Raw genomic sequence first — 24304 nt, forward strand, 5'->3', positions numbered from 1 at the left:
ACGCTCCCCGGGGAAACCGCTCAGGCCGTTATCGGCCGTTGCACCCGGATCGACTGGAGCAGGCCGATGGCCACCCAGACGGCGAACATCGAGGAGCCGCCGTAGGAGACGAACGGCAGCGGGAGTCCGGCGACCGGCATGATGCCGAGCGTCATGCCGATGTTCTCGAAGGACTGGAAGGCGAACCAGGCGATGATCCCGGCGGCGACGACCGTGCCGTACAGCTCGGTGGTCTCGCGGGCGATGCGGCAGGCGCGCCACAGGACGACGCCGAGCAGCACCAGGATGAGCCCGGCGCCGAGGAAGCCCAGCTCCTCGCCGGCGACCGTGAAGACGAAGTCGGTCTGCTGCTCGGGGACGAACTGCCCGGTGGTCTGGGTGCCCTGGAAGAGCCCGGTGCCGTGCAGTCCGCCGGAGCCGATCGCGATGCGGGCCTGGTTGGTGTTGTAGCCGACGCCTGCCGGGTCGAGCGCCGGGTTGGCGAAGGCGGCGAAGCGGGCGATCTGGTAGTCGTCCAGCAGGCCGAGCTGCCAGATGGCGACCGCCCCGGCCACGCCCGCGCCGAGGAGTCCGAAGACCCAGCGGTTGGACGCGCCGGAGGCCAGCAGGACCCCGAGCACGATGATGACCATGACCATGACGGAGCCGAGGTCCGGCATCCCCATGACGATGATCATGGGGAGCGCAGCGAGGCCGAGGGCCTTGGCGACGCTCCGGTGGTCGGGGTGGACCTGATCGCCCGCGTCCACCCGGGCGGCGAGGATCATCGCCATGCCCAGGATGATGGTGATCTTGGTGAACTCGGAGGGCTGGATGGAGAAGCCGCCGGGCAGCAGGATCCAGGCGTGGGCGCCGTTGACGGTGGCGCCCAGCGGGGTGAGGACCGCCAGTACGAGGAGCACGGACAGGCCGTACAGGACGGGCACCGCGCCGCGCAACGTGCGGTGGCCGAGCCAGATCGTGCCGATCATCAGCGCGATGCCGATGCCGGTGTTGAGCGCGTGCCGGAAGAGGAAGTAGTACGGGTCGCCGTGGGTCAGCGAGTCGCGGCCCCGGGTCGCCGACCAGACCAGCAGCGAGCCGATGAAGGAGAGCGCGACCGCCGCGCCGAGGAGCGGCCAGTCGAGCCGGCGCACGACGGAGTCGCGGGCCATGAGCCGGCCCCAGCCGGACCGCTCGGGGCCGTAGCGCGGGACGGAGAATCCGGCCATCAGTCGCGCCTCCCCAGCACCGCGGCGAGCGTCTGCTCGGTGGCGGGCTTGTCCGACGCGGGGTTGTACGGCTTGATCGTCGGGGCGTCGATGGTGCCGTCCGTCTGGATCTTCGGAAGCCCCTTCTGCGGCGTCGGCAGGAGGGCCTTCTTGAGGTCCTGCTTGCCGGTGGCGTCGAGCCCGTAGAGCGCGTTGTAGATGTTGCGGACGGCGGGCCCGGACGCGCCGGAACCCGTACCGCCCTGGGAGATCGTCATGACGATCGAGTAGTCCTTGGTGTACGTGGCGAACCAGGAGGTCGTCTGCTTGCCGTAGACCTCGGCGGTACCCGTCTTGGCGTGCATCGGGATCTTGTCCTGCGGCCAGCCGCCGAATCGCCAGGCGGCCGAACCGCGGGTCGCAACACCCGCGAGGGCTTCGTCTATCTGGTTGCGCGTCTTCTTGGTGAAGGGCAGCTTGCCGTGCGACTTGGGCGCGATCGTCTGGACGGTCTTGCCGTCGCCGCTGACGATCGCCTTGCCGATGGTGGGGTCGTAGAGCGTGCCGCCGTTGGAGATGGCCGCGTAGATGGTGGCCATCTGGATCGGGGTGACGAGCGTGTCGCCCTGGCCGATCGAGTAGTTGACGGAGTCACCGGCGCGCATCTTGTCGCCTTCGAGGCAGTTCTCGTAGGCGATCTTCTCGACGTACGTGCCGTCCTTCTTGCCCTGCTTGCACCAGGCGTCGTGGTTGGCCTTGGCGAAGTTCTTCTTCCACTCGCGGTCCGGGACGCGGCCGCTGACCTCGTTGGGGAGGTCGATGCCGGTCTCCTTGCCCAGGCCGAACTGGTGGGCGGTCTTGTAGAACCAGTCGTTGGGGTGCTTCTTCGGGTTGTTCCCGCCGTCCTTCGCCCACTCCTTGTGCGCGATGCCGTAGTACACGGTGTCGCAGGAGACCTCCAGGGCGCGGCCGATGGTGATGTCGCCGTAGCCCTGGGACTCGAAGTTCTTGAAGGTCTGCCCGCCGATGGAGTACGAGCTGGGGCAGGGGTAGTGGCCGTCGAAGGGGTATCCGGCGTTGACCGCGGCGGTCGAGGAGATGACCTTGAAGATCGAGCCGGGGGCGGCCTGGCCCTGGATGGCCCGGTTCAGCAGCGGGAAGTTGCTGCTCTTGCCGGTGAGCTTGGCGTAGTCCTTGGCGGAGATGCCGCCGACCCAGGAGTTCGGGTCGTAGTTGGGCAGGGAGGCCATGGAGACGACCCGGCCGGTCTTGGCCTCCATGACGACGACGGCCCCGGAGTCCGCCTTGTAGTTCTCGCCGGTGTTGGTGTCGAACTCCTTGCGGGCCGCCTTCATGGCCTCGTTGAGCTCGTACTCGGCGACGGCCTGGACGCGGGCGTCGATCGAGGTGACGACGCTGGCGCCGGCCTCCGCCTCGTCGTTCTTGGCCTGGCCGATGACCCGGCCCAGGTTGTCGACCTCGTAGCGGGTGACGCCCGCCTTGCCGCGCAGCTCCTTGTCGTACGTGCGCTCCAGGCCGGAGCGGCCGACCATGTCGGAGCGCAGATACGGCGAGTCGCTGTCCTGGGCCTTGGTGATCTCCTCGTCCGTGACGGGCGAGAGGTAGCCGAGGACCTGGGCGGTGTTGGCCTTGCCGGGCGCCGGGTAGCGGCGTACGGCGGTGGGCTCCGCGGTGATGCCGGGGAAGTCCTCGGCGCGCTCGCGGATCGTCAGCGCCTGCTGGGTGGTGGCCTCGTCGGTGACCGGGATCGGCTGGTAGGGCGAACCGTTCCAGCAGGGCTGCGGGGTCTTGGCGTCGCAGAGCCGGACCTTGTCGAAGACGTCCTTCGGCTTCATGTCGAGGACGTCGGCGAGCCGGGTCAGCACGGCCTTGCCGTCGTCGGCCATCTTCAGCAGCTCGGTGCGGCTGGCGGAGACCACGAGGCGGGTCTCGTTGTCGGCGAGCGGGACGCCCCGCGCGTCGAGGATGGAGCCGCGGGCGGCGGGCTGGACGACCTGCTGCACGTGGTTGTTCTTCGCCTCGTCCGAGTACTCCTGGCCGTTGCGGATCTGGAGGTACCAGAGGCGGCCGCCGAGGGTGAGGAGCAGCGAGAAGACGAGGACCTGGATGACGATCAGCCGGATCTGGACGCGCTGGGTGCGGCCCGTCTCGGGGATGTTGCTCACGGGGCGCCCCCGGTGGTGGTGCGGGGGCGGGGCCCGGCGGAATGCTGCCTCACAGTCGCTTGACTCCCTTGATCCGTCCGGCGCGTGCCGCCCGGTTGCGGGCCGCCTTCACGCGCAGTCCGCCGCGCTGGCTGCCGATCCGCAGCCCGGTCCCGGCCGCCAGCCACCCGGCCGCCACGTCGCCGCGCCCCGAGGAGGACTCGGTGACGGGGTCGTTCACGGTGCGTCTGGCGAGCGCCATGATCAGCGGCACGGTGAACGGCGCCAGGAGGAGGTCGTACACCGCGGCGGTGAACAGCAGGCTGCCGAGGCCCACGTGGCGGGCCGCGGTGTCGCCGACGAGGGCGCCGACGCCCGCGTAGAGCAGGGTCGACCCGATCGCCGCCGCGACGACCACGGCCATGGGCAGGAACGCGGACTTCAGCTGCCCGTTCTCCGGCCGGGCCAGGCCCGCGAGGTAGCCGATGACGCAGAGGACCAGGGCGTAGCGCCCGGCGGCGTGGTCGGCCGGGGGCGCCAGGTCCGCAAGGAGCCCGGCGCCGAAGCCGATGAGGGCGCCGCTGACGTGCCCGTACACGAAGGCCAGGCCGAGGACGACCATGAGCAGCAGGTCGGGCACGGCGCCGGGGAGCTGGAGGCGGGCGAGCACGGAGACCTGGACGACGAGGGCGAAGACGACCAGAACGATGGAGAGCAGGGTCCGGTTGACGTGCATGGGGATCAGCTCTACCTCTGTTCGTTGACCGCGTTGTCGGCGTTCGGAGTGGCGTTCCCGCTGGGGCTCGGGCTCTCGTGGATGTTGCCGACCACGTTGCCCTCGGTGTCCACGATGTCGCCGTTGGGCGAGATGGTGACCGTGACGGTCGGAGTGGGCTTCGGCTTGGCGGGCGCCTTCGGCTTCTTCGGCAGGACCGAGTCGCGGGGGTCCTCGCGCGGGGCCTGGACGACGATGCCGACGATGTCCAGCTTGGTGAAGGAGACGTACGGGCGGACGTAGACGGTCCGGGTGAGGTCGCCGCCCGAGGGGTCGACGCGGACGACCTCGCCGACCGGGACGCCGGGCACGAAGGGCTTGTCCTTGCTGGAGCCGAAGGTGACGAGCCGGTCGCCCTTCCTGACCTTGGCCTTGCCGTTCAGGAACTGCACCGCCAGCGGGCGGGAGCCCTGGCCGGTGGCGAAGCCCAGCTCGTCGGTGGACTCCATCCGGGTGCCGACGGTGAAGTCGGGGTCGTTGGCGAGGAGCACCGTGGCGGTGTCCGGGCCGACGGTGGTGACGCGGCCGACCAGCCCGTCCCCGTTGATGACGGTCATGTCGCGCTTGACGCCGTCCTTGGAGCCCGCGTCGATGGTGACGGTCCAGGAGAAGCCCTGGGCCGCTCCTATGGCGATGACCTCGGCGGCCGCGATGCCGTACTGGCCGGTGGCCGACTTCTTCAGCATGTCGTCCAGCTGGCGGATCCGGCTGCGGTTGCGGTCGTCGCTGCCGAGCTTGGCCTTCAGCTCGGCGTTCTGCTTCTCCAGCGCGGCGATCTTGTCGTGCCGGGCGCCGGAGGCGCGGACCGCCCCTATGGCGTTGCCCACCGGGTCGACCGCCGACGCCACGCCGTTCTCCACGGGTCCGAAGACCGTGGCGGCGGCCTGCCGGGCGCCGTCCACCGGTGACGCCTCACCGCCGCGGATGTCCACCGTGATCAACGCGAACGCGATGGCGATCAGCAGCACCAGGAGCAGCCGGCTCTCTCGTGTGTCCCTCACAGTGCGGCGGCCGTGCCTTCCTCGTAGGAATGATCGTGCCTGTATGTCACGCGGTCCCCCGCGCGGAGCGGCAGCGTCCGCGCGGGGGCCGTGGGGTACTACCGTCGGGGCTGGGCGTCCAGGACCTGCTGGAGCGCCTCGAACTCCTCGACGCACTTGCCGGAGCCGAGCGCCACCGAGTCCAGCGGGTCCTCGGCGATGTGGATCGGCATGCCCGTCTCGTTGCGCAGCCGCTCGTCCAGGCCGCGCAGCAGCGCGCCGCCGCCGGTGAGGACGATGCCGCGGTCCATGACGTCGCCGGACAGCTCCGGCGGGCACTTGTCGAGCGTCGTCTTGACCGCGTCCACGATCGCGTTGACCGGCTCCTCGATGGCCTTGCGGACCTCGCCGGCCGAGATGACGACGGTCTTGGGCAGGCCCGAGACCAGGTCGCGGCCGCGGATCTCGGTGTGCTCGTCCTTCTCCAGATCGAACGCCGAGCCGATGGTGATCTTGATCTGTTCGGCGGTGCGCTCACCCAGGAGGAGCGAGTACTCCTTCTTGATGTGCTGGATGATCGCGTTGTCCAGCTCGTCCCCGGCGACCCGGATGGACTGGGCGGTGACGATCCCGCCGAGCGAGATCACCGCGACCTCGGTGGTGCCGCCGCCGATGTCGACCACCATGTTGCCGGTGGCCTCGTGGACCGGGAGGCCCGAGCCGATGGCCGCCGCCATGGGCTCCTCGATGATGTGCACCTGGCGGGCGCCGGCCTGCGTCGACGCCTCGATGACGGCGCGTCGCTCGACCCCGGTGATGCCGGAGGGCACGCAGACGACGACCCGGGGGCGGGCCAGGTAGCGGCGCTTGTGGATCTTCAGGATGAAGTAGCGGAGCATCCGCTCCGTGATCTCGAAGTCGGCGATGACGCCGTCCTTCAGGGGCCGTACGGCGACGATGTTGCCGGGCGTACGGCCGATCATCTTCTTGGCCTCGGCGCCGACCGCCAGAATTCCGCCGGTGTTGGTGTTGATGGCCACGACGGACGGCTCGTTCAGAACGATGCCGCGCCCCCTGACGTACACCAGCGTGTTGGCAGTCCCGAGGTCGATAGCCATGTCACGGCCGATGAACGACATTGAGTTCCCCTTGTTCCCCATGAGGATGCGTCGGGCCTCCCAGGTAAAAGCCGTGATGGCTTGATTTGGTAGGCAGGATGGGCGCTGCGGGCGTGGAAGGTTCCATCGTAGTGCCGGATGTGCCGACACAGCGCGAGGGTACGCCGCCTTGCTGGGCAGAACGGGTGGCCGTTCCACTCATGGTGACGTTACGTCGGGGGGATGCGTTCCCGCGATCGGACACCCTATGCCGAAGGGCGACCGAATTAATTCGGTCGCCCCAGGTCACGAGCGCTGTTCGGCTGATCCCGGTTCAGGAAAGTCCGGGGAAGAACAGCTTCATTTCCCGCTCCGCGGACTCCTCGGAGTCCGAGGCGTGGATGAGGTTCTCCCGGGTGATCGTGCCGAAGTCACCGCGGATCGACCCGGGCGCGGCGGCGATCGGGTCGGTGGGGCCGGCCAGGGCGCGGACGCCCTCGATGACCCGCTCGCCCTCGGCCACCAGGGCGACGATCGGACCCGACTGCATGAACTCGACCAGCGGCTCGTAGAAGGGGCGGCCCACGTGCTCGGCGTAGTGCTGCTCCAGCGTGGCGCGGTCCAGGGTACGCAGCTCCAGCGCGGTGATCTTCCAGCCGGCCTTGCGCTCGATGCGGCCGACGATCTCGCCGACCAGACCGCGACGGACGGCGTCGGGCTTGAGAAGAACGAGGGTGCGCTGGGTCATGTGCGGCTCCTTGCAGGCATACGGGTGCGGTGAGGCGACATTACAGGGGCCCGGTGACGGGCCCGCCGCCGGGTTTGCCGTGGTGGGCCGGTCAGCCGGCGGCGGGCGACTCCGCCTCGGCCTGGGCCGCCCAGCGGGCCTTCACCTCGTCGATCCGGCGCCCGTAGTGCACCGAGGCCCACCACAGCGCGCCGAAGGCGACGCCCAGGATGAACATCACCGGGATCACGAAGCCGCTCGCGACCAGCGCGACTTGGAGGGCCCAGCCGAGCTGGACGCCGCCGGGGCGGGTGAGCATGCCGCAGAGCAGGACGGAGAGGAGCATCCCGATACCGCACACCGTCCAGACCGTGGCGTGCGACAGGTCGTCCGACTTCATCGCGACGAGTCCGGCGAACCCGATCACGAAGAACTCGCCGATCAGGGTGGACGCACAGAGCATGCGCATGGTCAGCGCCTTCCCAGGAGCAGCCGGGCCTCGCCGACCGTGATCACGGAGCCGGTCACCAGGACGCCGGCGCCCGCGTACTCGTCCTCTTCCTCGGCGAGGGTGATCGCCGCCTCCAGCGCGTCGTCCAGTCTGGGTTCGACCTGCACCCTGTCGTGGCCGAAGACCTCGACGGCGACGGCCGCGAGGGCGTCGGCGTCCATGGCGCGCTCGGTGGAGTTCTGGGTGACGACGATCTCGGCGAAGATCGGCTCGAAGGCTTCGAGGAGCCCCCGTACGTCCTTGTCGCCGCTGGCGCCGACCACTCCGATCAGCCGGGAGAAGCCGAACGCCTCGGACAGGCCCTCGGCGGTGGCGCGGGCGCCCGCCGGGTTGTGCGCGGCGTCCAGGACGACGGTGGGGCTGGAGCGGACGACTTCGAGGCGGCCGGGCGAGATGACCGAGGCGAACGCGGCGCGCACGATGTCGGCGTCCAGCGCGCCGGGCTGCTCGGCGCCGACGCCGAAGAACGCCTCGACCGCGCAGAGCGCCACCACCGCGTTGTGCGCCTGGTGGGCGCCGTACAGCGGCAGGAACACGTTGTCGTACTCGCCGCCGAGGCCGCGCAGGGTCAGCAACTGGCCGCCGACCGCGATCTCGCGGGAGACCACGCCGAACTCCATGCCCTCGCGGGCCACGGTGGCGTCGGCCTCGACGGCCTTCTTCAGCATGACCTGGGCGGCGTCGACGGGCTGCTGGGCCAGGATGACCGTGGCGTCCTGCTTGATGATCCCGGACTTCTCGGTCGCGATCTCGCCCGGCGTGTTGCCCAGGCGGTCGGTGTGGTCCAGCGAGATCGGGGTGACGACGGCGACCGAGGCGTCGATGACGTTGGTCGCGTCCCAGGTGCCGCCCATGCCGACCTCGACCACGGCGACGTCGACGGGCGCGTCGGCGAAGGCGGCGTACGCCATGCCGGTCAGCACCTCGAAGAAGGACAGCCGGTAGGGCTGCTGGGCGTCGACCATCTCGATGTACGGCTTGATGTCCTCGTACGTGGAGATGAACCGCTCCGGGTCCACCGGGGCGCCGTCCAGGCTGATCCGCTCGGTGATCGACTGGACGTGCGGCGAGGTGTAGCGCCCGGTGCGCAGGTCGAAGGCGCCGAGCAGGGCCTCGATCATGCGGGCGGTGCTCGTCTTGCCGTTGGTGCCGGTGATGTGGATCGAGGGGTACGCGCGCTGCGGCTCGCCGAGCACGTCCATCAAGGCGGCGATGCGCGTGACGGACGGCTCCAGCTTGGTCTCGCCCCAGCGGCCGGCGAGCTCCTGCTCCACCGCGCGCAGTGCCTTGTCGACCTCCGGGTCGACGGGGCGGGCGGGCAGCTCCTCGGCCCGGGGCGGCCCCGAGGCGGCGCGCAGGGTGCGGCTCCCGGCCTCGATCACCGCCAGGTCGGGGTCGCGCTGGGTCGCTTCGTCCACGATCTCCGCGAAGGTGTCGTCGGGGTCGGACGCGTCGGGCCGGTCGGGGCGGGGCTCACTCACGGGCCCCAGTCTACGGATGGCCGCCGACATCGCGTGCAGCCGCCCGGGGGCCGGACACGCCGGAGCCCCCGCGCCCCCCGGGTGAGGGGTGCGGGGGCTCCGGGCCGTTCCGGGTGGCCGCTCAGCTCTGCGGCAGGGCCGCCAGCTGGCCGGCGATGCGCTCGATGTCGGCCTCGGCCTTGGTGAGCCGGCCGCGGATCTTGTCGACCACGTTGTCCGGGGCCTTGGCGAGGAACGCCTCGTTGCCGAGCTTGCCCTCCGCCTGGGCCTTCTCCTTGCGGGCCGCCTCCAGGTCCTTCGTCAGCCGCTTGCGCTCGGCGTCGACGTCGATCGTGCCCGACAGGTCCAGGGCGACGGTCGCCCCGGCGACGGGCAGCGAGGCGGTGGCGTGGAAGCCGTCCCCGGCCGGCTGGAGCCGCGCGAGCTGGCGGATGGCCGCCTCGTGCGGAGCGAGCGCGGTCCCGGTCAGGGTGAGCTCGGCCGGGACCTTCTGGCCGGGCTGGAGGCCCTGGTCGTTGCGGAAGCGGCGGACCTCGGTGACGACCTGCTGGACGAGCTCGATCTCCCGCTCGGCGGCGTCGTCGCGGAAGCCGGAGTCCTTCGGCCAGTCGGCGATGACGACGGACTCGCGGCCGGTGAGCGCGGTCCACAGGGTCTCGGTGACGAAGGGGACGACGGGGTGCAGCAGGCGCAGCATCACGTCGAGGACCTCGCCCAGGACCCGGCCGGAGACCTCGGCCGGGCGGCCGCCGCCGAAGAAGGTGGTCTTGGACAGCTCGACGTACCAGTCGAAGACCTCGTCCCAGGCGAAGTGCCGCAGCGACTCGCTGAGCTTGGAGAACTGGAAGTCCTCGTAGTACGCGTCGACTTCGGCGACCGTCTTGTTCAGGCGGGAGAGGATCCAGCGGTCGGTCACCGACATCTCGTCGGCGGACGGCAGCTCGCCCTCGATCGTCGCCCCGTTCATCAGGGCGAACCGGGTCGCGTTCCAGATCTTGTTGGAGAACTTCGCGGATCCCTGGACCCAGTCCTCGCCGATCGGGACGTCGGTGCCCGGGTTGGCGCCGCGCGCGAGCGTGAAGCGGAGCGCGTCGGAGCCGTACTTGTCCATCCAGTCCAGCGGGTTGACGACGTTGCCGAAGGACTTCGACATCTTCTTGCCGTGCTCGTCGCGGACCATGCCGTGCAGGACGATCTTCTCGAACGGCGGGACGTCCTTGTTGATGTACAGGCCGAACATCATCATCCGGGCGACCCAGAAGAAGAGGATGTCGTAGCCGGTGACCAGGACGGAGTTCGGGTAGAACTTCGCGAGGCTGTCGGTCTGTTCGGGCCAGCCGAGCGTGGAGAAGGGCCACAGGCCGGAGGAGAACCAGGTGTCCAGGACGTCGCTGTCCTGGGTCCAGCCCTCTCCGGTGGGCGGCTCGTCGTCCGGTCCGACGCAGACCATCTCGCCGTCGGGGCCGTGCCAGACGGGGATGCGGTGGCCCCACCAGAGCTGGCGCGAGATGCACCAGTCGTGGAGGTTGTCGACCCAGTCGAAGTAGCGCTTCTCCATCTCCTGGGGGTGGATCTGGACCTTGCCGTCGCGGACGGCGTCACCGGCCGCCTTGGCGAGCGGGGCGACCTTGACCCACCACTGCATGGACAGCCGGGGCTCGACGGTGGTCTTGCAGCGCGAGCAGTGGCCGACGGAGTGGACGTACGGCCGCTTCTCGGCGACGATCCGGCCCTCGGCGCGCAGGGCGGCGACGATCGCGGAGCGGGCCTCCAGCCGGTCCAGGCCCTCGAAGGGACCGGGGACGGTGATGACGGCGCGCTCGTCCAGGACGGTGAGGAAGGGCAGGTCGTGGCGCTGCCCGATCTCGAAGTCGTTCGGGTCGTGGGCGGGGGTGACCTTGACGGCACCGGTGCCGAACGACGGGTCGACGTGGTGGTCGGCGACGACCGGGATGGTGCGGTCGGTCAGCGGCAGCTTGATCTGCTTGCCGACCAGGTGCTTGTACCGCTCGTCGTCGGGGTGGACGGCGACGGCGGTGTCACCGAGCATCGTCTCGGCGCGGGTGGTGGCGACGACGATGGTCTCCTCGCCCTCGCCGTACGTCATGGAGACGAGCTCGCCGTCGTCCTCCTGGTACTCGACCTCGATGTCCGAGATCGCGGTGAGGCACCGGGGGCACCAGTTGACGATGCGCTCACGGCGGTAGATGAGCTCGTCGTCGTACATCCGCTTGAAGATGGTCTGGACGGCCTTGGACAGGCCCTCGTCCATCGTGAACCGCTCGCGGGTCCAGTCGACGCCCTCGCCGAGGCGGCGCATCTGACCGGAGATCTGGCCGCCGGACTCGTTCTTCCACTGCCAGACGCGCTCGACGAACGCCTCGCGGCCCAGGTCGTGGCGGGACTTGCCCTCCTTGCCGAGTTCGCGTTCGACAACGTTCTGGGTGGCGATGCCCGCGTGGTCCATGCCCGGCTGGTACAGCGCCTCGAAGCCCTGCATGCGCTTGCGGCGGACGAGGGCGTCGATCAGCGTGTGCTCGAAGGCGTGGCCCAGGTGCAGGGAGCCGGTGACGTTGGGCGGCGGGATGACGATCGTGAACGGCGGCTTGTCGCTCTTGGCGTCCGCCTCGAAGTACCCGCGTTCTACCCAGCGCTCGTACAGCTTCCCCTCTACCTCGGCCGGCGTGTACTGGGTCGGCAGTTCGGGGTTGCTGGCTGGCTGCTGCGCTGGGTTCTCGGTCACGCGGACAGTTTAGAGCCGTCACAGGAGTGCACTGAAACCGGTTTGTTCCGTAACGGTGTGCCTCCCGGTGGTCCGCAGGCGCGAGCCTTCCGTCAGGATGTTCGCAACGCGTAAGTATCACGAACAGGGGACACCGCAGATGAGCTACAACCAGCCGGGGCCGTACGGTGGCCAGCCGCCGCAGGGCCAGCCCGGACCGTACGGCCAGCAGCCGGGCCCGTACGGCGGTCAGCCGCCGCAGGGCCAGCCCGGCTACGGCTACCCGCAGCAGGCCCCCCAGGGCGTCCCGCCCCAGCAGCAGCCCCAGCCGGGTTACGGCTACCCGCAGGCGCAGCAGCCGGGCCCGTACGGCCAGCAGCCGCCCACCCCGCCGTACGGCGGCCAGCCCGCCTACGGCCAGCAGCCGGGCTTCCCCCCGCCGGCCCCGCAGAAGAAGAAGACGGGCCTGATCGTGGCGGCGGCGGTCGTGGCGCTGGCGGTCGTCGCGGGCGGCGTCTACTACTTCACCTCGGACAGCGGCGGCAGCGGCTCCGTCGCGTCCTCCACCAAGGGCTACAAGCTGACGCCGCCGGAGACGGTGGGCGAGTACAAGCACGACAAGACCGACTCGGACAACAAGACCGGGCCGCTGACCGGCAAGGACAAGACGGAGACCGAGGCGATGGGCGTCAAGTCGCCCGTCGAGGCCAGCGCCGTCTACGCCAGCGGGGACATGGAGAAGAACCCGCTCACCACGAAGATGCTCATGCTCAAGGGCGTCTGGGGCCAGGTCGACGACCCGGAGAAGACGCTGAACGCGGCCTTCGCCGGGGCCAAGGACGAGATGGCGAAGGACGAGGGCGACGACGACAGCGAGGCGACCCTCGTCGGCTCGCCCGAGAGCGTCAAGCCCAAGGGCTTCGACGGCGCCCTGATGAAGTGCCAGACAATCAAGGTGGTCAACAAGAAGTCCGACGGCTCGCTCCAGAACGGCCCCAAGGAACTCATCATCCCCGTCTGCATCTGGACCGACTACAGCACCGTCGGCATCGTGTTCGCCGTGGACCTGGGCGCGGCCATGACCACCGGCAAGAGCATGCCGACCGAGGACGTCGCCGACCTCGCCGCCAAGCTCTACAACACCTCCCGCACCAAGATCTGACCCGCGGCACCACGAAGGGGCGCCCCGCCGGTTCCTCCGGCCGGGCGCCCCTTCGCGTACGTACGACTACCGCACCGCGTTACGCGGACTTCTCGTGGCGGCCCTCGTCGCCCTTGCCGATCGTGCGCGGCTCGCGCGGGACCAGGGTCGGGTTGACGTTGTTGCGGACCACGTCGGCGGTGATGACCACGCGGGCGACGTCCTTGCGGGACGGGACCTCGTACATCACCGACTGGAGGACCTCCTCCATGATCGCGCGCAGGCCGCGCGCGCCGGTCTGGCGCAGGATCGCCTGGTCGGCGATGGCCTCCAGCGCCTCGCGCTCGAAGTCCAGCTCCACGCCGTCGAGTTCGAAGAGGCGCTGGTACTGCTTGACCAGGGCGTTGCGCGGCTCGATGAGGATCTGGAGCAGGGCCTCGCGGTCCAGATTGTGGACCGAGGTCAGGACGGGGAGGCGGCCGATGAACTCGGGGATCATCCCGAACTTCACCAGGTCCTCCGGCATGACCTCCTGGAACTGGTCGCTGGCCTGGATCTCCCGCTTGGAGCGGATCGTGGCGCCGAAGCCGATGCCCTTGGCGCCGGCCCGGGACTCGATGATCTTCTCCAGGCCGGAGAACGCGCCGCCCACGATGAACAGCACGTTCGTCGTGTCGATCTGGATGAACTCCTGGTGCGGGTGCTTGCGGCCGCCCTGCGGCGGCACGGAGGCGGTGGTGCCCTCCAGGATCTTCAGCAGGGCCTGCTGGACGCCCTCGCCGGAGACGTCACGGGTGATCGACGGGTTCTCGCTCTTGCGGGCGACCTTGTCGATCTCGTCGATGTAGATGATCCCGGTCTCGGCCTTCTTGACGTCGTAGTCGGCGGCCTGGATCAGCTTCAGCAGGATGTTCTCGACGTCCTCGCCGACATAGCCGGCCTCCGTCAGCGCCGTCGCGTCCGCGATGGCGAACGGGACGTTGAGCATGCGGGCCAGCGTCTGCGCGAGCAGCGTCTTGCCGGAGCCCGTGGGGCCCAGCAGCAGGATGTTGGACTTGGCGAGCTCGATCGCGTCATCGCGTCCCGCGCCGCCGCCGTTCTCGCCGGCCTGGACCCGCTTGTAGTGGTTGTACACAGCGACCGAGAGGGCCTTCTTCGCGGGCTCCTGCCCGACGACGTACCCCTCGAGGAACTCGTAGATCTCACGGGGCTTGGGAAGCTCTTCCCAGCGGACCTCGCTCGTCTCGGCGAGCTCCTCCTCGATGATCTCGTTGCAGAGATCGATGCACTCGTCGCAGATGTACACACCGGGACCCGCGATGAGCTTCTTCACCTGCTTCTGGCTCTTTCCGCAGAACGAGCACTTGAGCAGGTCGCCGCCATCACCGATGCGTGCCACGAGGTGCTTCCCCTTCGCCTGGGAGACGCCTGGTTCAGCGGCTCCTGTGCCTCTATCCGACGGTACCTTGCCCGGCCCCCCATTCGGGCCCCCCTTGGCACGGTTCACACGGCCGGAGCCGGGTGCCGATACCGTGCCAAGGGGTTCGGGCGCAGGTCAGGCGAGCGCGCCGGCCGCGCTCTTGCGGGTCGACACGATCTGGTCGACGAGGCCGTAGGCCAGGGAGTCCTCGGCGGTGAGGATCTTGTCGCGCTCGATGTCGTCGCGGATCTTCTCGATCGGCGTGGTCGAGTGCTTGGCCAGCAGTTCCTCCAGCTGGGTCCGCATGCGCAGGATCTCGTTGGCCGCGATCTCCAGGTCGGAGAGCTGCTCACGGCCGGTCTGCGAGGACGGCTGGTGGATCAGCACACGGGCGTTCGGCAGCGCCATGCGCTTGCCCGGGGTGCCGGCGGCGAGCAGGACCGCGGCGGCGGAGGCCGCCTGGCCCATGCAGACCGTCTGGATGTCCGGCTTCACGAACTGCATCGTGTCGTAGATCGCGGTGAGCGCGGTGAACGAGCCGCCGGGGCTGTTGATGTAGATGGAGATGTCCCGGTCCGGGTCCATCGACTCCAGGCACAGCAGCTGCGCCATGACGTCGTTGGCGGACGCGTCGTCGATCTGCACGCCGAGGAAGATCACGCGCTCCTCGAAGAGCTTCGCGTACGGGTCGTACTCGCGCACGCCCTGCGAGGTGCGCTCCACGAAGCGCGGCACGATGTAGCGGTTGTCCACCTGCGGGCCCGTGTAGAGGCCGCTCGCGGAGGCGCCGGGGAAGTTGTTCATGTGGGTGTTCACCATCCTGGTGGCGTTCTGTGGCTGGGTGTCTCGGCGTACGAGAGATGCGCGGGGCGGTACGTCGCTGTCCGGGGGTCCGGATCAGGCGCCGGTGCCGCCGCCGCCCGGAACGCCCGACGCGATCGAGATGATCTCGTCAATGAGGCCGTACTCCTTGGCCTCCTCCGCGGTGTACCAGCGGTCGCGGTCGCCGTCGCGGATGATCGTCTCCACGGTCTGGCCGGAGTGGCGGGCGGTGATCTCCGCCATGCGCTGCTTGGTGCGCAGCAGGTACTGGGCCTGGATCTTGATGTCCGAGGCCGTACCGCCGATGCCGGCCGATCCCTGGTGCATGAGGATGTCGGTGTTCGGGAGCGCGAAGCGCTTGCCGGCGGTGCCGCCGGTGAGCAGGAACTGGCCCATCGAGGCCGCCATGCCCATACCGATGGTGACGACGTCGTTCGGGATGTACTGCATGGTGTCGTAGACCGCCATGCCGGCCGTCACCGAACCGCCGGGGCTGTTGATGTAGAGGTAGATGTCCTTGTCCGGCTCTGCGGCAAGGAGGAGCAGCTGTGCGGTGATCTTGTTGGCGATGTCATCGTCCACCTGCTGGCCGAGGAAGATGATGCGCTCGCCGAGCAGCCGGCTGTAGACCTGGTCACCGAGGCCACCACCGAGGGACGGCTCTCCGGCGGCGTAGGGCATCAGATTCGTCACGTATCCACCTGCTCGTCTCTGACGGCTCCGGCCGTCTCAGCGTCTTCGTACCGGGTGGGCCGGGACTACCCGACCCTTCCTCTTCATGGACCCTAACGCGCAGGTGGAACAACGCCATCCCGCTTCCGCGGCTGTTCGCTGGGAGCGCAAGGTCCGCAGTTGGCACAAGGGTTGTGGCGAAACGTCCGCCGGTACGACGACGGGCTCCGGACGCGGTGGCGTCCGGAGCCCGTCGTACGGGGTCAGCGCGAGGCTCAGGCCTCGGTCTTCTCCTCGGCGGCGGCCTCGGTGGCCTCAGCGGCCTCCGTGGTCTCGTCTTCGTCGTCCTCCAGCTCGACGACCTCACCGTTGGTGTCCACGACCTTGGCGGCCTCGACCACGACGGCGAGCGCCTTGCCGCGGGCGACCTCGCCGACGAGCATCGGCACCTGGCCACCCTCGACAACCGCCTGGGCGAACTGGTCCGGGCTCATGCCGGAGGAGGCAGCGCGCCGCATGAGGTGCTCGGTGAGCTCCTCCTGGTTGACGTTCAGCTTCTCCTTGTTGACGAGCTCGTCCAGGATGAACTGGGTCTTGATGCCCTTGACGGCCTGCTCGGAGGTCTCGGCCTCGAACTCCTCGGCGGTCTTGCCCTGGATCTCCAGGTACTTGTCGAGGGTGAGACCCATCTGACCGAGCTGGTGGTGCTCCAGGTTGTGCTTGCGGGTCTGGACCTCGTCCGCGAGCAGCTTCTCCGGGATCGGGACCTCGGCGAGCTTCAGCAGCTCCTCCAGGACGCGCTCCTGGGCCTGGGTGGCCTGGTCGTACTGCTTGGTGTTCTCGAGGCGCTTGCGGCTGTCGGCCTTCAGCTCCTCCAGCGTGTCGAACTCGCTGGCCATCTGGGCGAAGTCGTCGTCCAGCTCGGGGAGCTCGCGGGCGGCGACGGCGCTCACCTTGACGGTGACCTCGGCGTCCTTGCCCTCGGCGGAGCCGCCCTTCAGCTGCGAGGTGAAGGTGGCCTCGCCACCGGCCTCCAGGCCGGTCACGGCCTCGTCGATGCCCTCGAGGAGCTCGCCGGAACCGATGGTGTACGAGACACCCTCGGCCACGCCGTCCTCCAGGACCTCGCCGTCGACCTTGGCCTCGAGGTCGATCGTGACGACGTCGCCGTCGGCGGCGGCGCGCTCGACCGGGTTGGTGGAGGCGAAGCGGCCGCGCAGCTGCTCGACGGCCTTCTCGACCTCCTCGTCGGTGACCTCGATGGCGTCGACGGTGACCTCGATGCCGGAGTAGTCCGGGATCTCGATCTCGGGGCGCACGTCCACCTCGGCGGTGAAGGCCAGCAGCTCGCCGTCCTTCAGCTCCGTGATGTCGACCTCGGGCTGGCCGAGGACGTTCAGCTCACCCTCGTTGACGGCCTCGGTGTAGAACTTCGGGAGCGCGTCGTTGACGGCCTCCTCCAGCACAGCACCACGGCCGAACCGCTGGTCGATGACCCGGCTGGGGATCTTGCCCTTGCGGAACCCCTTCACCGTGACCTGCTGGTTGATCTTCTTGTACGCCGCGTCGAGGCTGTCCTTGAGCTCCTCGAAGGGCACCTCGATGCTGAGCCGAACCCGGGTCGGGTTCAGGGTCTCCACGGCGCTCTTCACGGTTCGGTCTCCTTGGTGGCTGACTTCTTGGGGTTCTGCTCCGCCGCACGGGGGGCGGCTTCGCGGACCGAGCCCGGTACATCAGACACACGGGCACGCATTTTGCATAGTAACGGCAAGGGGGAGAACTCCCGCAACGCGATCTTGTCCACGCGATCTTGCCAGTGGTCGGGGTGGCCGGATTCGAACCGACGACCTTCCGCTCCCAAAGCGGACGCGCTACCAAGCTGCGCCACACCCCGTCGGTGCGACACGTAGGGTACATGCAGCAAGGCGCCGCGCCCGCCTGTTTCGGCGGGCGGCGTCAAGGGGTGTGCGGGCAGCGCCCGCGACCCGCTACGATGCTTGTCGTGCCGCGGTCCGTGTGACCTGCGGTGCCGTGCTTGCGGGCGTAGCTCAATGGTAGAGCCCTAGTCTTCCAAACTAGCTACGCGGGTTCGATTCCCGTCGCCCGCTCCAACCGCCGAAGGGCCCGGTCCAGTGGACCGGGCCCTTTCGCGTCGTGTCCGGGCGGCTCAGAAGTTGATCTGGCCCACCGAGTCGATGATCGAGTGCATGAAGCGGTTGATCGACGGCCCCATGCCCGTCGGCGCCAGGAAGAAGCCGAAGAGCGCCGCGACGATCGCGGGGCCCGCCTTTATGGAACCGCTCCGGATCATGACGACCAGGACGATCCCCAACAGAAGCACCACAGACAGCGAAATGGCCACGACTGCTCACACCCTCGGTCGGTCCGCCTTGCCGGCCCGGAGATGTGCGGCCCTGCACCCTCCGTCGCCTCCATCGTGCCACCAACTCCCGCCGGGGTGTTGCCGGGTGACGTATCGACCTGTCGATATCGCGCCATCCTGCGCCCCTTGCGCCCCCTGCGCGCCGGGCCGGGGGCCGTGCGCGGGCCGGTGCGCCGCCCTGCGAGCTGCGGGAATATGCAACGGTGATCGTTTCCGTACCCACACACTTCATTCACAGGCGAATTCGACGCCGAACGCGAGGTAATTCACTTCGGTCAACTGACTGATGGATTGCCCCATTTGATACGGATTAAATGGGGCATAACGGGCACGTTCTGCTGGTTTGCCATTTGATATGCAGGGAAGACGCGCTATTCAACGGCGGTTTTACGAATGGCAATCGAGACGTCTAGGGTGCCTGAGATGTTCCACGCTCCGAACGCAATGCAGAGGGCCGCGCTCCCCCCGGCGACCGAGGAGGCGGAGCCCAGACACGATGCGCCGACGACGGCCCCGCAGGCCCCCTCACCAGCGGCGGAACGGCCCGCCCGGAGCGGTGGCGCCAAGAAGCGTGACGCCTTCTTCGACAACGCCAAGTACCTCGCCATCGTGCTCGTCGCGGTGGCGCACTCGTGGGTTCCGGTCATGGACGGGAGCCGGACGGCCCGGGCGCTGTACATGGTCGTCTACACGTTCCACATGCCCGCTTTCATCCTCATCTCGGGTTATTTCTCAAGGTCGTTCGACCTGACCCCCGCCAAGGTGAAGCGGCTCGTCACCGGTGTCGCCGTGCCGTACGTGGTGTTCGAGACGGCCTACTCGCTGTTCCGCCGGTACGCGAACGACCAGCCGGACGCGGCCGTCAGCCTGCTGGAGCCCTGGTACCTGACCTGGTTCCTGGCCGCCCTGTTCATCTGGCGGCTCACCACGCCGATCTGGCGCAACCTCCGCCATCCGCTGGCCGTTTCGCTCGTGATCGCCGTTCTCGCCTCGCTCGCGCCCAGCATCGGTGACGACCTCGACCTGCCGCGCGTGCTGCAGTTCCTGCCCTTCTTCGTGCTCGGACTCCAGCTGAAGCCCGAGCACTTCGAGCTGGTCCGCCGCCGCGAGGCCCGGCTGTTCGCGCTGCCGCTCTTCGCCGGTGCGCTGGTCTTCGCGTACTGGGCGGCGCCCCGGATGCAACTGGGCTGGTTCCTGCGGGACTCCAGCGCCCAGGACATGGGGGCGCCGTGGTGGTCGGGCGCGGTGATGACCCTGGCGATGTTCGGCTGCGCGACGCTGCTGACGGCCGGGTTCCTCGCGCTGGTCCCGCAGCGCCACATGTGGTTCACGGTGCTCGGCGCCGGCACCATCTGCGGCTACCTGCTGCACGGCTTCCTGGTGAAGGGCGCCGACTACGCGGGGATCTTCGACGACCACGACTGGCTGGTCGGTCCGGCGGGCCTGGTGATCGTGACCGTGGTCGCCTCCACCGCCGTCACACTGCTGTGCACGCCGCCGGTGCGGCGCGTCCTGCGCTGTGTCACCGAGCCGGACATGAACTGGGCGTTCCGCCGGGACGCCGCCAGGATCTGACCGCCCCGCGCACCCCGCGAAGCCCGGCCCAGGTGGCCGGGCTTCGTCGTGTCGGCAGGCGGTGCCGTCGCGCGGTGTTGGCTCAATCCCGACGGTCGGAGGGCGGGTTCGGTGCGGTGAGCCCCAGCAGCTCCCGTACCCGCGCATACTTCGCGGTCAGCCGGGTACGGGTGGCCGGCTCCAGCACCGCGAGGCGGGCCGGGTCGGCGTTGTGGGCGAGGTCCGCCTCCTTGACCAGCAGGGCGCCGGGGGTGGCCAGGATGCGCCGGGTGTACGCCTCCGGCCCCTCGCCCGCCCGCTTGGTGACGGCGAGCACCATGTCCTTGACCGCCTGCGGCAGCGCGGCCCCGGCCAGCCACTCGGCCGACAGCGCGTCGTCCTCCACCGCGTCGTGCAGCCAGGCCGCGGCGATCTGCTCCTCGCTGCCGCCCCGGCTCCGTACGCCCTCCGCGACGGCCGCGAGGTGTTCCGTGTAGGGGCGGCCGGCCTTGTCCCGCTGGGCGGCGTGGGCCTCGCGGGCCAGGGCCTCGACCTCGGCGAGGGTCAGCCGAGCATGTGATGCGGTCATGGCGAGGACTCTAGGCGCACCCCTCTGCGCCGGTCCGGAGAGTTGCAACGTCAACCGTTCGGTAAACTAACTTCTGACCATTCCTTGACGATCTCTTGACTCTTCGAAAGGCCAGGCTCATCGGACACGCAGACACGCTCATCGCCATGGGCGGCGCCTTCCTCGCCGCCGCGGTCCTCGCCCGCGCGGGCCGCCGCATCGGACTCCCCACCATCCCCTTGTTCATCCTGGCCGGAATCCTCCTCGGCCCGCACACCCCCGGCATCGTCCTCGTCGCCGACCCGCACGACCTGGAGATGCTCTCCGCGCTCGGCCTGGTGCTGCTCCTCTTCTACCTGGGCCTGGAATTCCACCTGGACGACCTCAAGGCGGGCGGCCGCAAGATGGCCGTCGCCGGGGGCACCTATCTCGCCCTGAACGTCGGCGCCGGGCTCGGCTTCGGCTTCGCGCTCGGCTGGGGCACCTCCGAGGCGCTGGTGCTCGCCGGAGTGCTCGGGATCTCCTCGTCGGCCATCGTCACCAAGGTCCTGGTGGACCTCGGCCGGATCGGCAATCCGGAGACCCGGCCCATCCTCGGCATCATCGTCGTGGAGGACGTCTTCCTCGCCCTGTATCTGGCGGCCCTCCAGCCCATCCTGTCCGGCGCCGACAGTCTCGCCGCGGCGGTGACCGACGGCGGCAAGGCGTTCGGCTTCCTGCTCCTGCTCGCCCTGGCCGCCCGCTTCGGCACCCGGGTCGTCGGCAAGCTGATCCGGACCAAGGACGACGAGCTCCTGGTGATCTCGTTCCTCGGCGCCGCCGTCCTGGTGGCCGGTATCTCGGAGTGGTTCGGCGTCGCGGACGCGATCGGTGCCTTCATGGTCGGGCTGATGCTCGGCAGTACGTCGTCGGGCGAGCGCATCCTCAAGCTGGTGCACCCGCTGCGCGACGCGTTCGGCGCGATCTTCTTCTTCGCCTTCGGGCTCTCCATCGACCCGGGCGACCTGCCCACCGTGCTCTGGCCGGTGCTGGCCGCCGTCGCGGTCACCCTCGCGATGAACGTGTGCGCCGGAATCGCCGCCGCCCGGGTGTACGGCTTCGGCCCGCAGGCCACCGCGAACATCTCGACCACCCTGGTGGCGCGCGGGGAGTTCGCCCTGATCCTCGCCACGATGGCGGCGGGCGCCGGTCTCGACGAACGGCTCTCCCCGTTCATCGCGGGCTACGTGCTGGTCCTCGCGGTCCTCGCGCCGCTGGCGGCCGGGCGCTCGCACTGGCTGGCCCGCCTCCTGCCGGGCAAGCGGGAACCGGCGCTCCCCGAGCCCGATCCGGTCGGCGCCGGTTCAGGACTTCCGTGAGTTCAGGACTTCCGTGACAGGAGCAGCAGGGCCCGGTCGTCGTTGACGTCCTTGGCGCACGCCTCGATGAGGTGCCAGGCGGCCCCCTCGAAGCCGGTGCTGACGTAGCGGTCGGCCTCGCCGGTCAGCCGGTCGATGCCCTCCGCGATGTCCCGGTCGGACGCCTCGACCAGTCCGTCGGTGAACAGCATCAGCACGTCACCGGGGGCGAGATGGCCCTTGACCGCGTCGAACTCGGCACCGTCGTACACCCCGAGCAGCGGGCCCTCCGCCGCCTTCTCCTCCCACTGGCCGTTGCCGGCGTGGAGCTGGAGGGCCGGCGGGTGGCCCGCCGAGAGGAGTTCGTAGTCGCCGGTCTCCAGGTCGAGGACCAGGTGGATCGAGGTCGCGAAGCCCTCGTCCCAGTCCTGGCGCAGCAGATAGCCGTTGGCGGCGGGCAGGAAGCCGTGCGGGGGCAGCGAGCCGAGGAGCCCGCCGAAGGCGCCGGAGAGCAGCAGGGCGCGGGACCCGGCGTCCATGCCCTTGCCGGAGACGTCGGTCAGGACGGCTTCCAGGGTGCGGCCGCCGTGGGTGCGGGCCGCGACGACGAAGTCCCCGGAGAAGGACTGCCCGCCGGCCGGGCGCAGCGCCATCTCGCGGTGCCAGCCCTGCGGGAGGCGGGGCAGCGAGCTCTGGACGCGGATGCGTTCGCGGAGGTCGAAGAGCATGGTGCCGCCGCGCCGCCAGGGCACCCCGACCCGGGCGCGGAACTGGGCGAGGATCAGCCCGAAGAACCCGCAGGCGGCGACCGTGAGCACGGTGCCGGGGGTGACCCCGGCCGGGCCGTCCTCGTAGGGGCCGAGCCGGACGGACTCCACGATGAGGGCGGCGGCGACCGCCGCGTACAGGCCGAGGAGGCTGGCGGGGCGCAGCAGCAGACCGGCCGCGATGATCGGCAGGACGAGCATGGTGGGCGCGCACCAGACCGGGTCGACCAGGGTGAGGCAGGTGATGACCGGGATGACCAGGAAGAGGCCGGCCAGGGCGATCCAGTCGGAGCCGTCGCCGCGGAAGTAGTCGACCCCGGACCGGCGCAGCGTGGTGTAGACCCGGTGCGCCGATTTCCGCCATCGGGCCGGGTACGTCTCTGCTCCTGCGCGTCGGGCCATTGCGGGGACCTTATCCACCCGGCGGCCTCCGGTGCAGGGGGACCCCGTGACAATGTGTTCGAAATCGGCGCGCTCGGTGCCGTACCGGCGGGTAAGGCGCGCGGATTACGCGGACTGGCAGCCGGGGCACCAGAAGAGGTTGCGGGCGGCCAGGTCGGCGGTGCGGATCTCGGTGCCGCAGATGTGGCAGCCCTGGCGGGCGCGCCGGTAGACGTAGACCTCGCCGCCGTGGTCGTCCACGCGGGGCGGGCGGCCCATCGCCTCGGGCAGGTGCTCGGGGCGGACGGTGTCGATCCGGTTGTTCCGTACGCCCTCGCGCATCAGCTCCCGCAGGTCCGCCCAGATCGCGTCCCACTCGCGCCGGGTGAGGTCCTTGCCCGCCCGGTACGGGTCGATGCCGTGCCGGAACAGCACCTCGGCGCGGTAGACGTTGCCGACGCCCGCGATGACCTTCTGGTCCATCAGCAGGGCGGCGACGGTGATCCGGCTGCGGGAGATCCGCTGCCAGGCGCGTTCGCCGTCCTCGTCCTCGCGCAGCGGGTCGGGGCCGAGCCGGTCGTGTATCGCGCGCTTCTCGGCGTCCGTGATCAGGGCGCAGGTGGTCGGGCCGCGCAGGTCCGCGTGGTGCGCGTCGTTGACCAGGCGCAGCCGGACGGTGTCGGTGGGCGGCGGGGCCGGGACCGTACCGAAGTTGAGTTTGCCGAACAGGCCGAGGTGGATGTGGACCCAGCCGGTGTCGCCGAAGCCGAGGAAGAGGTGCTTGCCGTGGGCGTCGGCCGTGTCCAGGACGTGGCCGTCGAGCAGGGCGGCGCTGTCGGAGAACTTGCCCTGCGGGCTGCTCGTCCGCACCGGCCGCCCGGCGAAGCGCTCGCGGTGGTCCGCGGCGAGGCGGTGGATCGTGTGTCCCTCGGGCACGGTGGCGGGTCTCCTGGGTGGTGCGGGGGCCGGACATGACTGTGCCGCCGGACGGACCGGCGGCACAGGAAGCGGTCAGCCCTGCTGCGGGTGGTGGGCCGGGATCGGGGGGAGCTCGCCGGTGTTCTCGTAGGCCGTGAGCATGTCGATGCGGCGGGTGTGCCGCTCCTCGCCGGAGTACGGGGTGGAGAGGAAGATCTCCACGAACTTGGTGGACTCCTCGACCGTGTGCATCCGGCCGCCGATGGAGATCACGTTGGCGTCGTTGTGCTCGCGGCCGAGCGCGGCGGTCTGCTCGCTCCAGGCGAGTGCGGCGCGGACGCCCTTGACCTTGTTGGCGGCGATCTGCTCGCCGTTGCCGGAGCCGCCGATCACGATGCCGAGGCTGTCCGGGTCGGCGGCCGTCTTCTCGGCGGCGCGGAGGCAGAACGGCGGGTAGTCGTCCTGGGCGTCGTAGATGTGGGGACCGCAGTCGACGGCCTCGTGGCCCTGGGCCTTGAGCCACTCGACGAGGTGGTTCTTGAGTTCGTAACCGGCATGGTCGGATCCGAGGTACACGCGCATGGGAGGAGTGTGGCACGTGCGCGGGCGGGGCGCCGACGAAGGGGTGCGGTGTGCCCGGTGGCGGGCAGACGCGCGGAGGCCCGCCGGTCCGCGGTGCGGTCGGCGGGCCTC

At 69.7% G+C, this 24304-nt stretch carries 21 protein-coding genes and 2 tRNA genes; 4 read left to right on the top strand and 19 right to left on the bottom strand.

Annotated elements, in window-relative coordinates:
* Positions 1–20 precede the first annotated feature (20 nt).
* From rodA to AMK18_RS17825, 9 genes are all read right to left on the bottom strand, one after another.
* Entirely contained in the window at positions 21–1211 is a 1191-nt protein-coding gene (rodA, locus tag AMK18_RS17785) for a rod shape-determining protein RodA (RefSeq protein WP_018103195.1), read from the bottom strand.
* The gene (mrdA, locus tag AMK18_RS17790; RefSeq protein WP_073863518.1) at positions 1211–3376 is read right to left on the bottom strand and encodes a penicillin-binding protein 2; all 2166 of its coding nucleotides are present in this window, start codon (positions 3374–3376) and stop codon (positions 1211–1213) included. Before mrdA ends, rodA begins: the two co-directional genes overlap by 1 nt.
* Positions 3377–3425: 49 nt before the next feature.
* Positions 3426–4091: a rod shape-determining protein MreD gene (mreD, locus tag AMK18_RS17795; protein ID WP_018103193.1), complete on the bottom strand. Its 666-nt coding sequence runs from the start codon at positions 4089–4091 to the stop codon at positions 3426–3428.
* Positions 4092–4102: 11 nt separating this feature from the next.
* On the bottom strand, positions 4103–5131 hold the full coding sequence (gene mreC, locus AMK18_RS17800) for a rod shape-determining protein MreC (RefSeq protein WP_073863519.1): 1029 nt from the start codon (positions 5129–5131) through the stop codon (positions 4103–4105).
* Positions 5132–5229: 98 nt separating this feature from the next.
* Entirely contained in the window at positions 5230–6249 is a 1020-nt protein-coding gene (locus AMK18_RS17805) for a rod shape-determining protein (protein ID WP_018518174.1), read from the bottom strand.
* 292 nt (positions 6250–6541) lie between these two features.
* Positions 6542–6955, bottom strand: a complete 414-nt coding sequence (gene ndk, locus AMK18_RS17810; protein WP_018103190.1) for a nucleoside-diphosphate kinase — start codon at positions 6953–6955, stop codon at positions 6542–6544.
* A gap of 91 nt (positions 6956–7046) precedes the next feature.
* A complete protein-coding gene (locus AMK18_RS17815) occupies positions 7047–7403 on the bottom strand; it encodes a DUF4233 domain-containing protein (protein ID WP_018103189.1) in 357 nt (118 codons plus the stop codon).
* A 2-nt stretch (positions 7404–7405) separates the two neighbouring features.
* Entirely contained in the window at positions 7406–8926 is a 1521-nt protein-coding gene (gene folC, locus AMK18_RS17820) for a bifunctional tetrahydrofolate synthase/dihydrofolate synthase (protein WP_073863520.1), read from the bottom strand.
* Between the two features lie 121 nt (positions 8927–9047).
* The gene (locus AMK18_RS17825; RefSeq protein ID WP_018103187.1) at positions 9048–11669 is read right to left on the bottom strand and encodes a valine--tRNA ligase; all 2622 of its coding nucleotides are present in this window, start codon (positions 11667–11669) and stop codon (positions 9048–9050) included.
* Between the two features lie 139 nt (positions 11670–11808).
* Here AMK18_RS17825 and AMK18_RS17830 point away from each other — a divergent pair, with 139 nt between their 5' ends.
* Positions 11809–12810, top strand: a complete 1002-nt coding sequence (locus AMK18_RS17830) for a hypothetical protein (RefSeq protein ID WP_073863521.1) — start codon at positions 11809–11811, stop codon at positions 12808–12810.
* A gap of 79 nt (positions 12811–12889) precedes the next feature.
* Here AMK18_RS17830 and clpX read toward each other — a convergent pair whose 3' ends face one another.
* The 5 genes from clpX to AMK18_RS17855 all read right to left on the bottom strand — a co-directional run bounded on the left by clpX (position 12890) and on the right by AMK18_RS17855 (position 17597).
* Positions 12890–14188: an ATP-dependent Clp protease ATP-binding subunit ClpX gene (gene clpX / locus AMK18_RS17835; RefSeq protein WP_018103185.1), complete on the bottom strand. Its 1299-nt coding sequence runs from the start codon at positions 14186–14188 to the stop codon at positions 12890–12892.
* A 156-nt stretch (positions 14189–14344) separates the two neighbouring features.
* Positions 14345–15028, bottom strand: coding sequence for an ATP-dependent Clp protease proteolytic subunit (locus AMK18_RS17840; protein ID WP_018518168.1), 684 nt, complete (start codon positions 15026–15028; stop codon positions 14345–14347).
* Between the two features lie 78 nt (positions 15029–15106).
* Positions 15107–15712, bottom strand: coding sequence for an ATP-dependent Clp protease proteolytic subunit (locus tag AMK18_RS17845; RefSeq protein WP_018103183.1), 606 nt, complete (start codon positions 15710–15712; stop codon positions 15107–15109).
* Positions 15713–15978: 266 nt separating this feature from the next.
* The gene (gene tig / locus AMK18_RS17850; RefSeq protein WP_018103182.1) at positions 15979–17355 is read right to left on the bottom strand and encodes a trigger factor; all 1377 of its coding nucleotides are present in this window, start codon (positions 17353–17355) and stop codon (positions 15979–15981) included.
* A 165-nt stretch (positions 17356–17520) separates the two neighbouring features.
* A tRNA-Pro gene (locus AMK18_RS17855) sits at positions 17521–17597 on the bottom strand.
* Positions 17598–17740: 143 nt separating this feature from the next.
* Between AMK18_RS17855 and AMK18_RS17860 the strand changes: the two genes are divergently transcribed.
* Positions 17741–17814 (top strand) — tRNA-Gly (locus AMK18_RS17860).
* 56 nt (positions 17815–17870) lie between these two features.
* Here the strand turns inward: AMK18_RS17860 and AMK18_RS17865 are convergent.
* Positions 17871–18065, bottom strand: coding sequence for a hypothetical protein (locus tag AMK18_RS17865; protein ID WP_018103181.1), 195 nt, complete (start codon positions 18063–18065; stop codon positions 17871–17873).
* 444 nt (positions 18066–18509) lie between these two features.
* Here AMK18_RS17865 and AMK18_RS17870 point away from each other — a divergent pair, with 444 nt between their 5' ends.
* The gene (locus AMK18_RS17870; RefSeq protein WP_079199302.1) at positions 18510–19661 is read left to right on the top strand and encodes an acyltransferase family protein; all 1152 of its coding nucleotides are present in this window, start codon (positions 18510–18512) and stop codon (positions 19659–19661) included.
* A gap of 82 nt (positions 19662–19743) precedes the next feature.
* Here the strand turns inward: AMK18_RS17870 and AMK18_RS17875 are convergent, their stop codons facing one another.
* Entirely contained in the window at positions 19744–20229 is a 486-nt protein-coding gene (locus AMK18_RS17875) for an HD domain-containing protein (RefSeq protein ID WP_073863523.1), read from the bottom strand.
* 146 nt (positions 20230–20375) lie between these two features.
* Here AMK18_RS17875 and AMK18_RS17880 point away from each other — a divergent pair, with 146 nt between their 5' ends.
* Positions 20376–21566, top strand: a complete 1191-nt coding sequence (locus AMK18_RS17880; protein WP_073863524.1) for a cation:proton antiporter — start codon at positions 20376–20378, stop codon at positions 21564–21566.
* A gap of 2 nt (positions 21567–21568) precedes the next feature.
* On the opposite strand, the gene AMK18_RS17885 is transcribed toward AMK18_RS17880, so the two are convergent.
* The 3 genes from AMK18_RS17885 to AMK18_RS17895 form a co-directional block, all read right to left on the bottom strand.
* Positions 21569–22714: a PP2C family protein-serine/threonine phosphatase gene (locus AMK18_RS17885; RefSeq protein WP_018103177.1), complete on the bottom strand. Its 1146-nt coding sequence runs from the start codon at positions 22712–22714 to the stop codon at positions 21569–21571.
* A 105-nt stretch (positions 22715–22819) separates the two neighbouring features.
* Positions 22820–23629, bottom strand: a complete 810-nt coding sequence (locus AMK18_RS17890) for an Fpg/Nei family DNA glycosylase (RefSeq protein ID WP_073863525.1) — start codon at positions 23627–23629, stop codon at positions 22820–22822.
* Positions 23630–23704: 75 nt separating this feature from the next.
* Positions 23705–24193 carry a ribose-5-phosphate isomerase gene (locus AMK18_RS17895; RefSeq protein ID WP_018103175.1) on the bottom strand — a complete coding sequence of 163 codons (489 nt, stop codon included), beginning with the start codon at positions 24191–24193 and terminating at the stop codon, positions 23705–23707.
* Positions 24194–24304 lie beyond the last annotated feature (111 nt).

Source organism: Streptomyces sp. CB01249 (assembly GCF_001905735.1).
Taxonomy (GTDB): Bacteria; Actinomycetota; Actinomycetes; order Streptomycetales; family Streptomycetaceae; genus Streptomyces.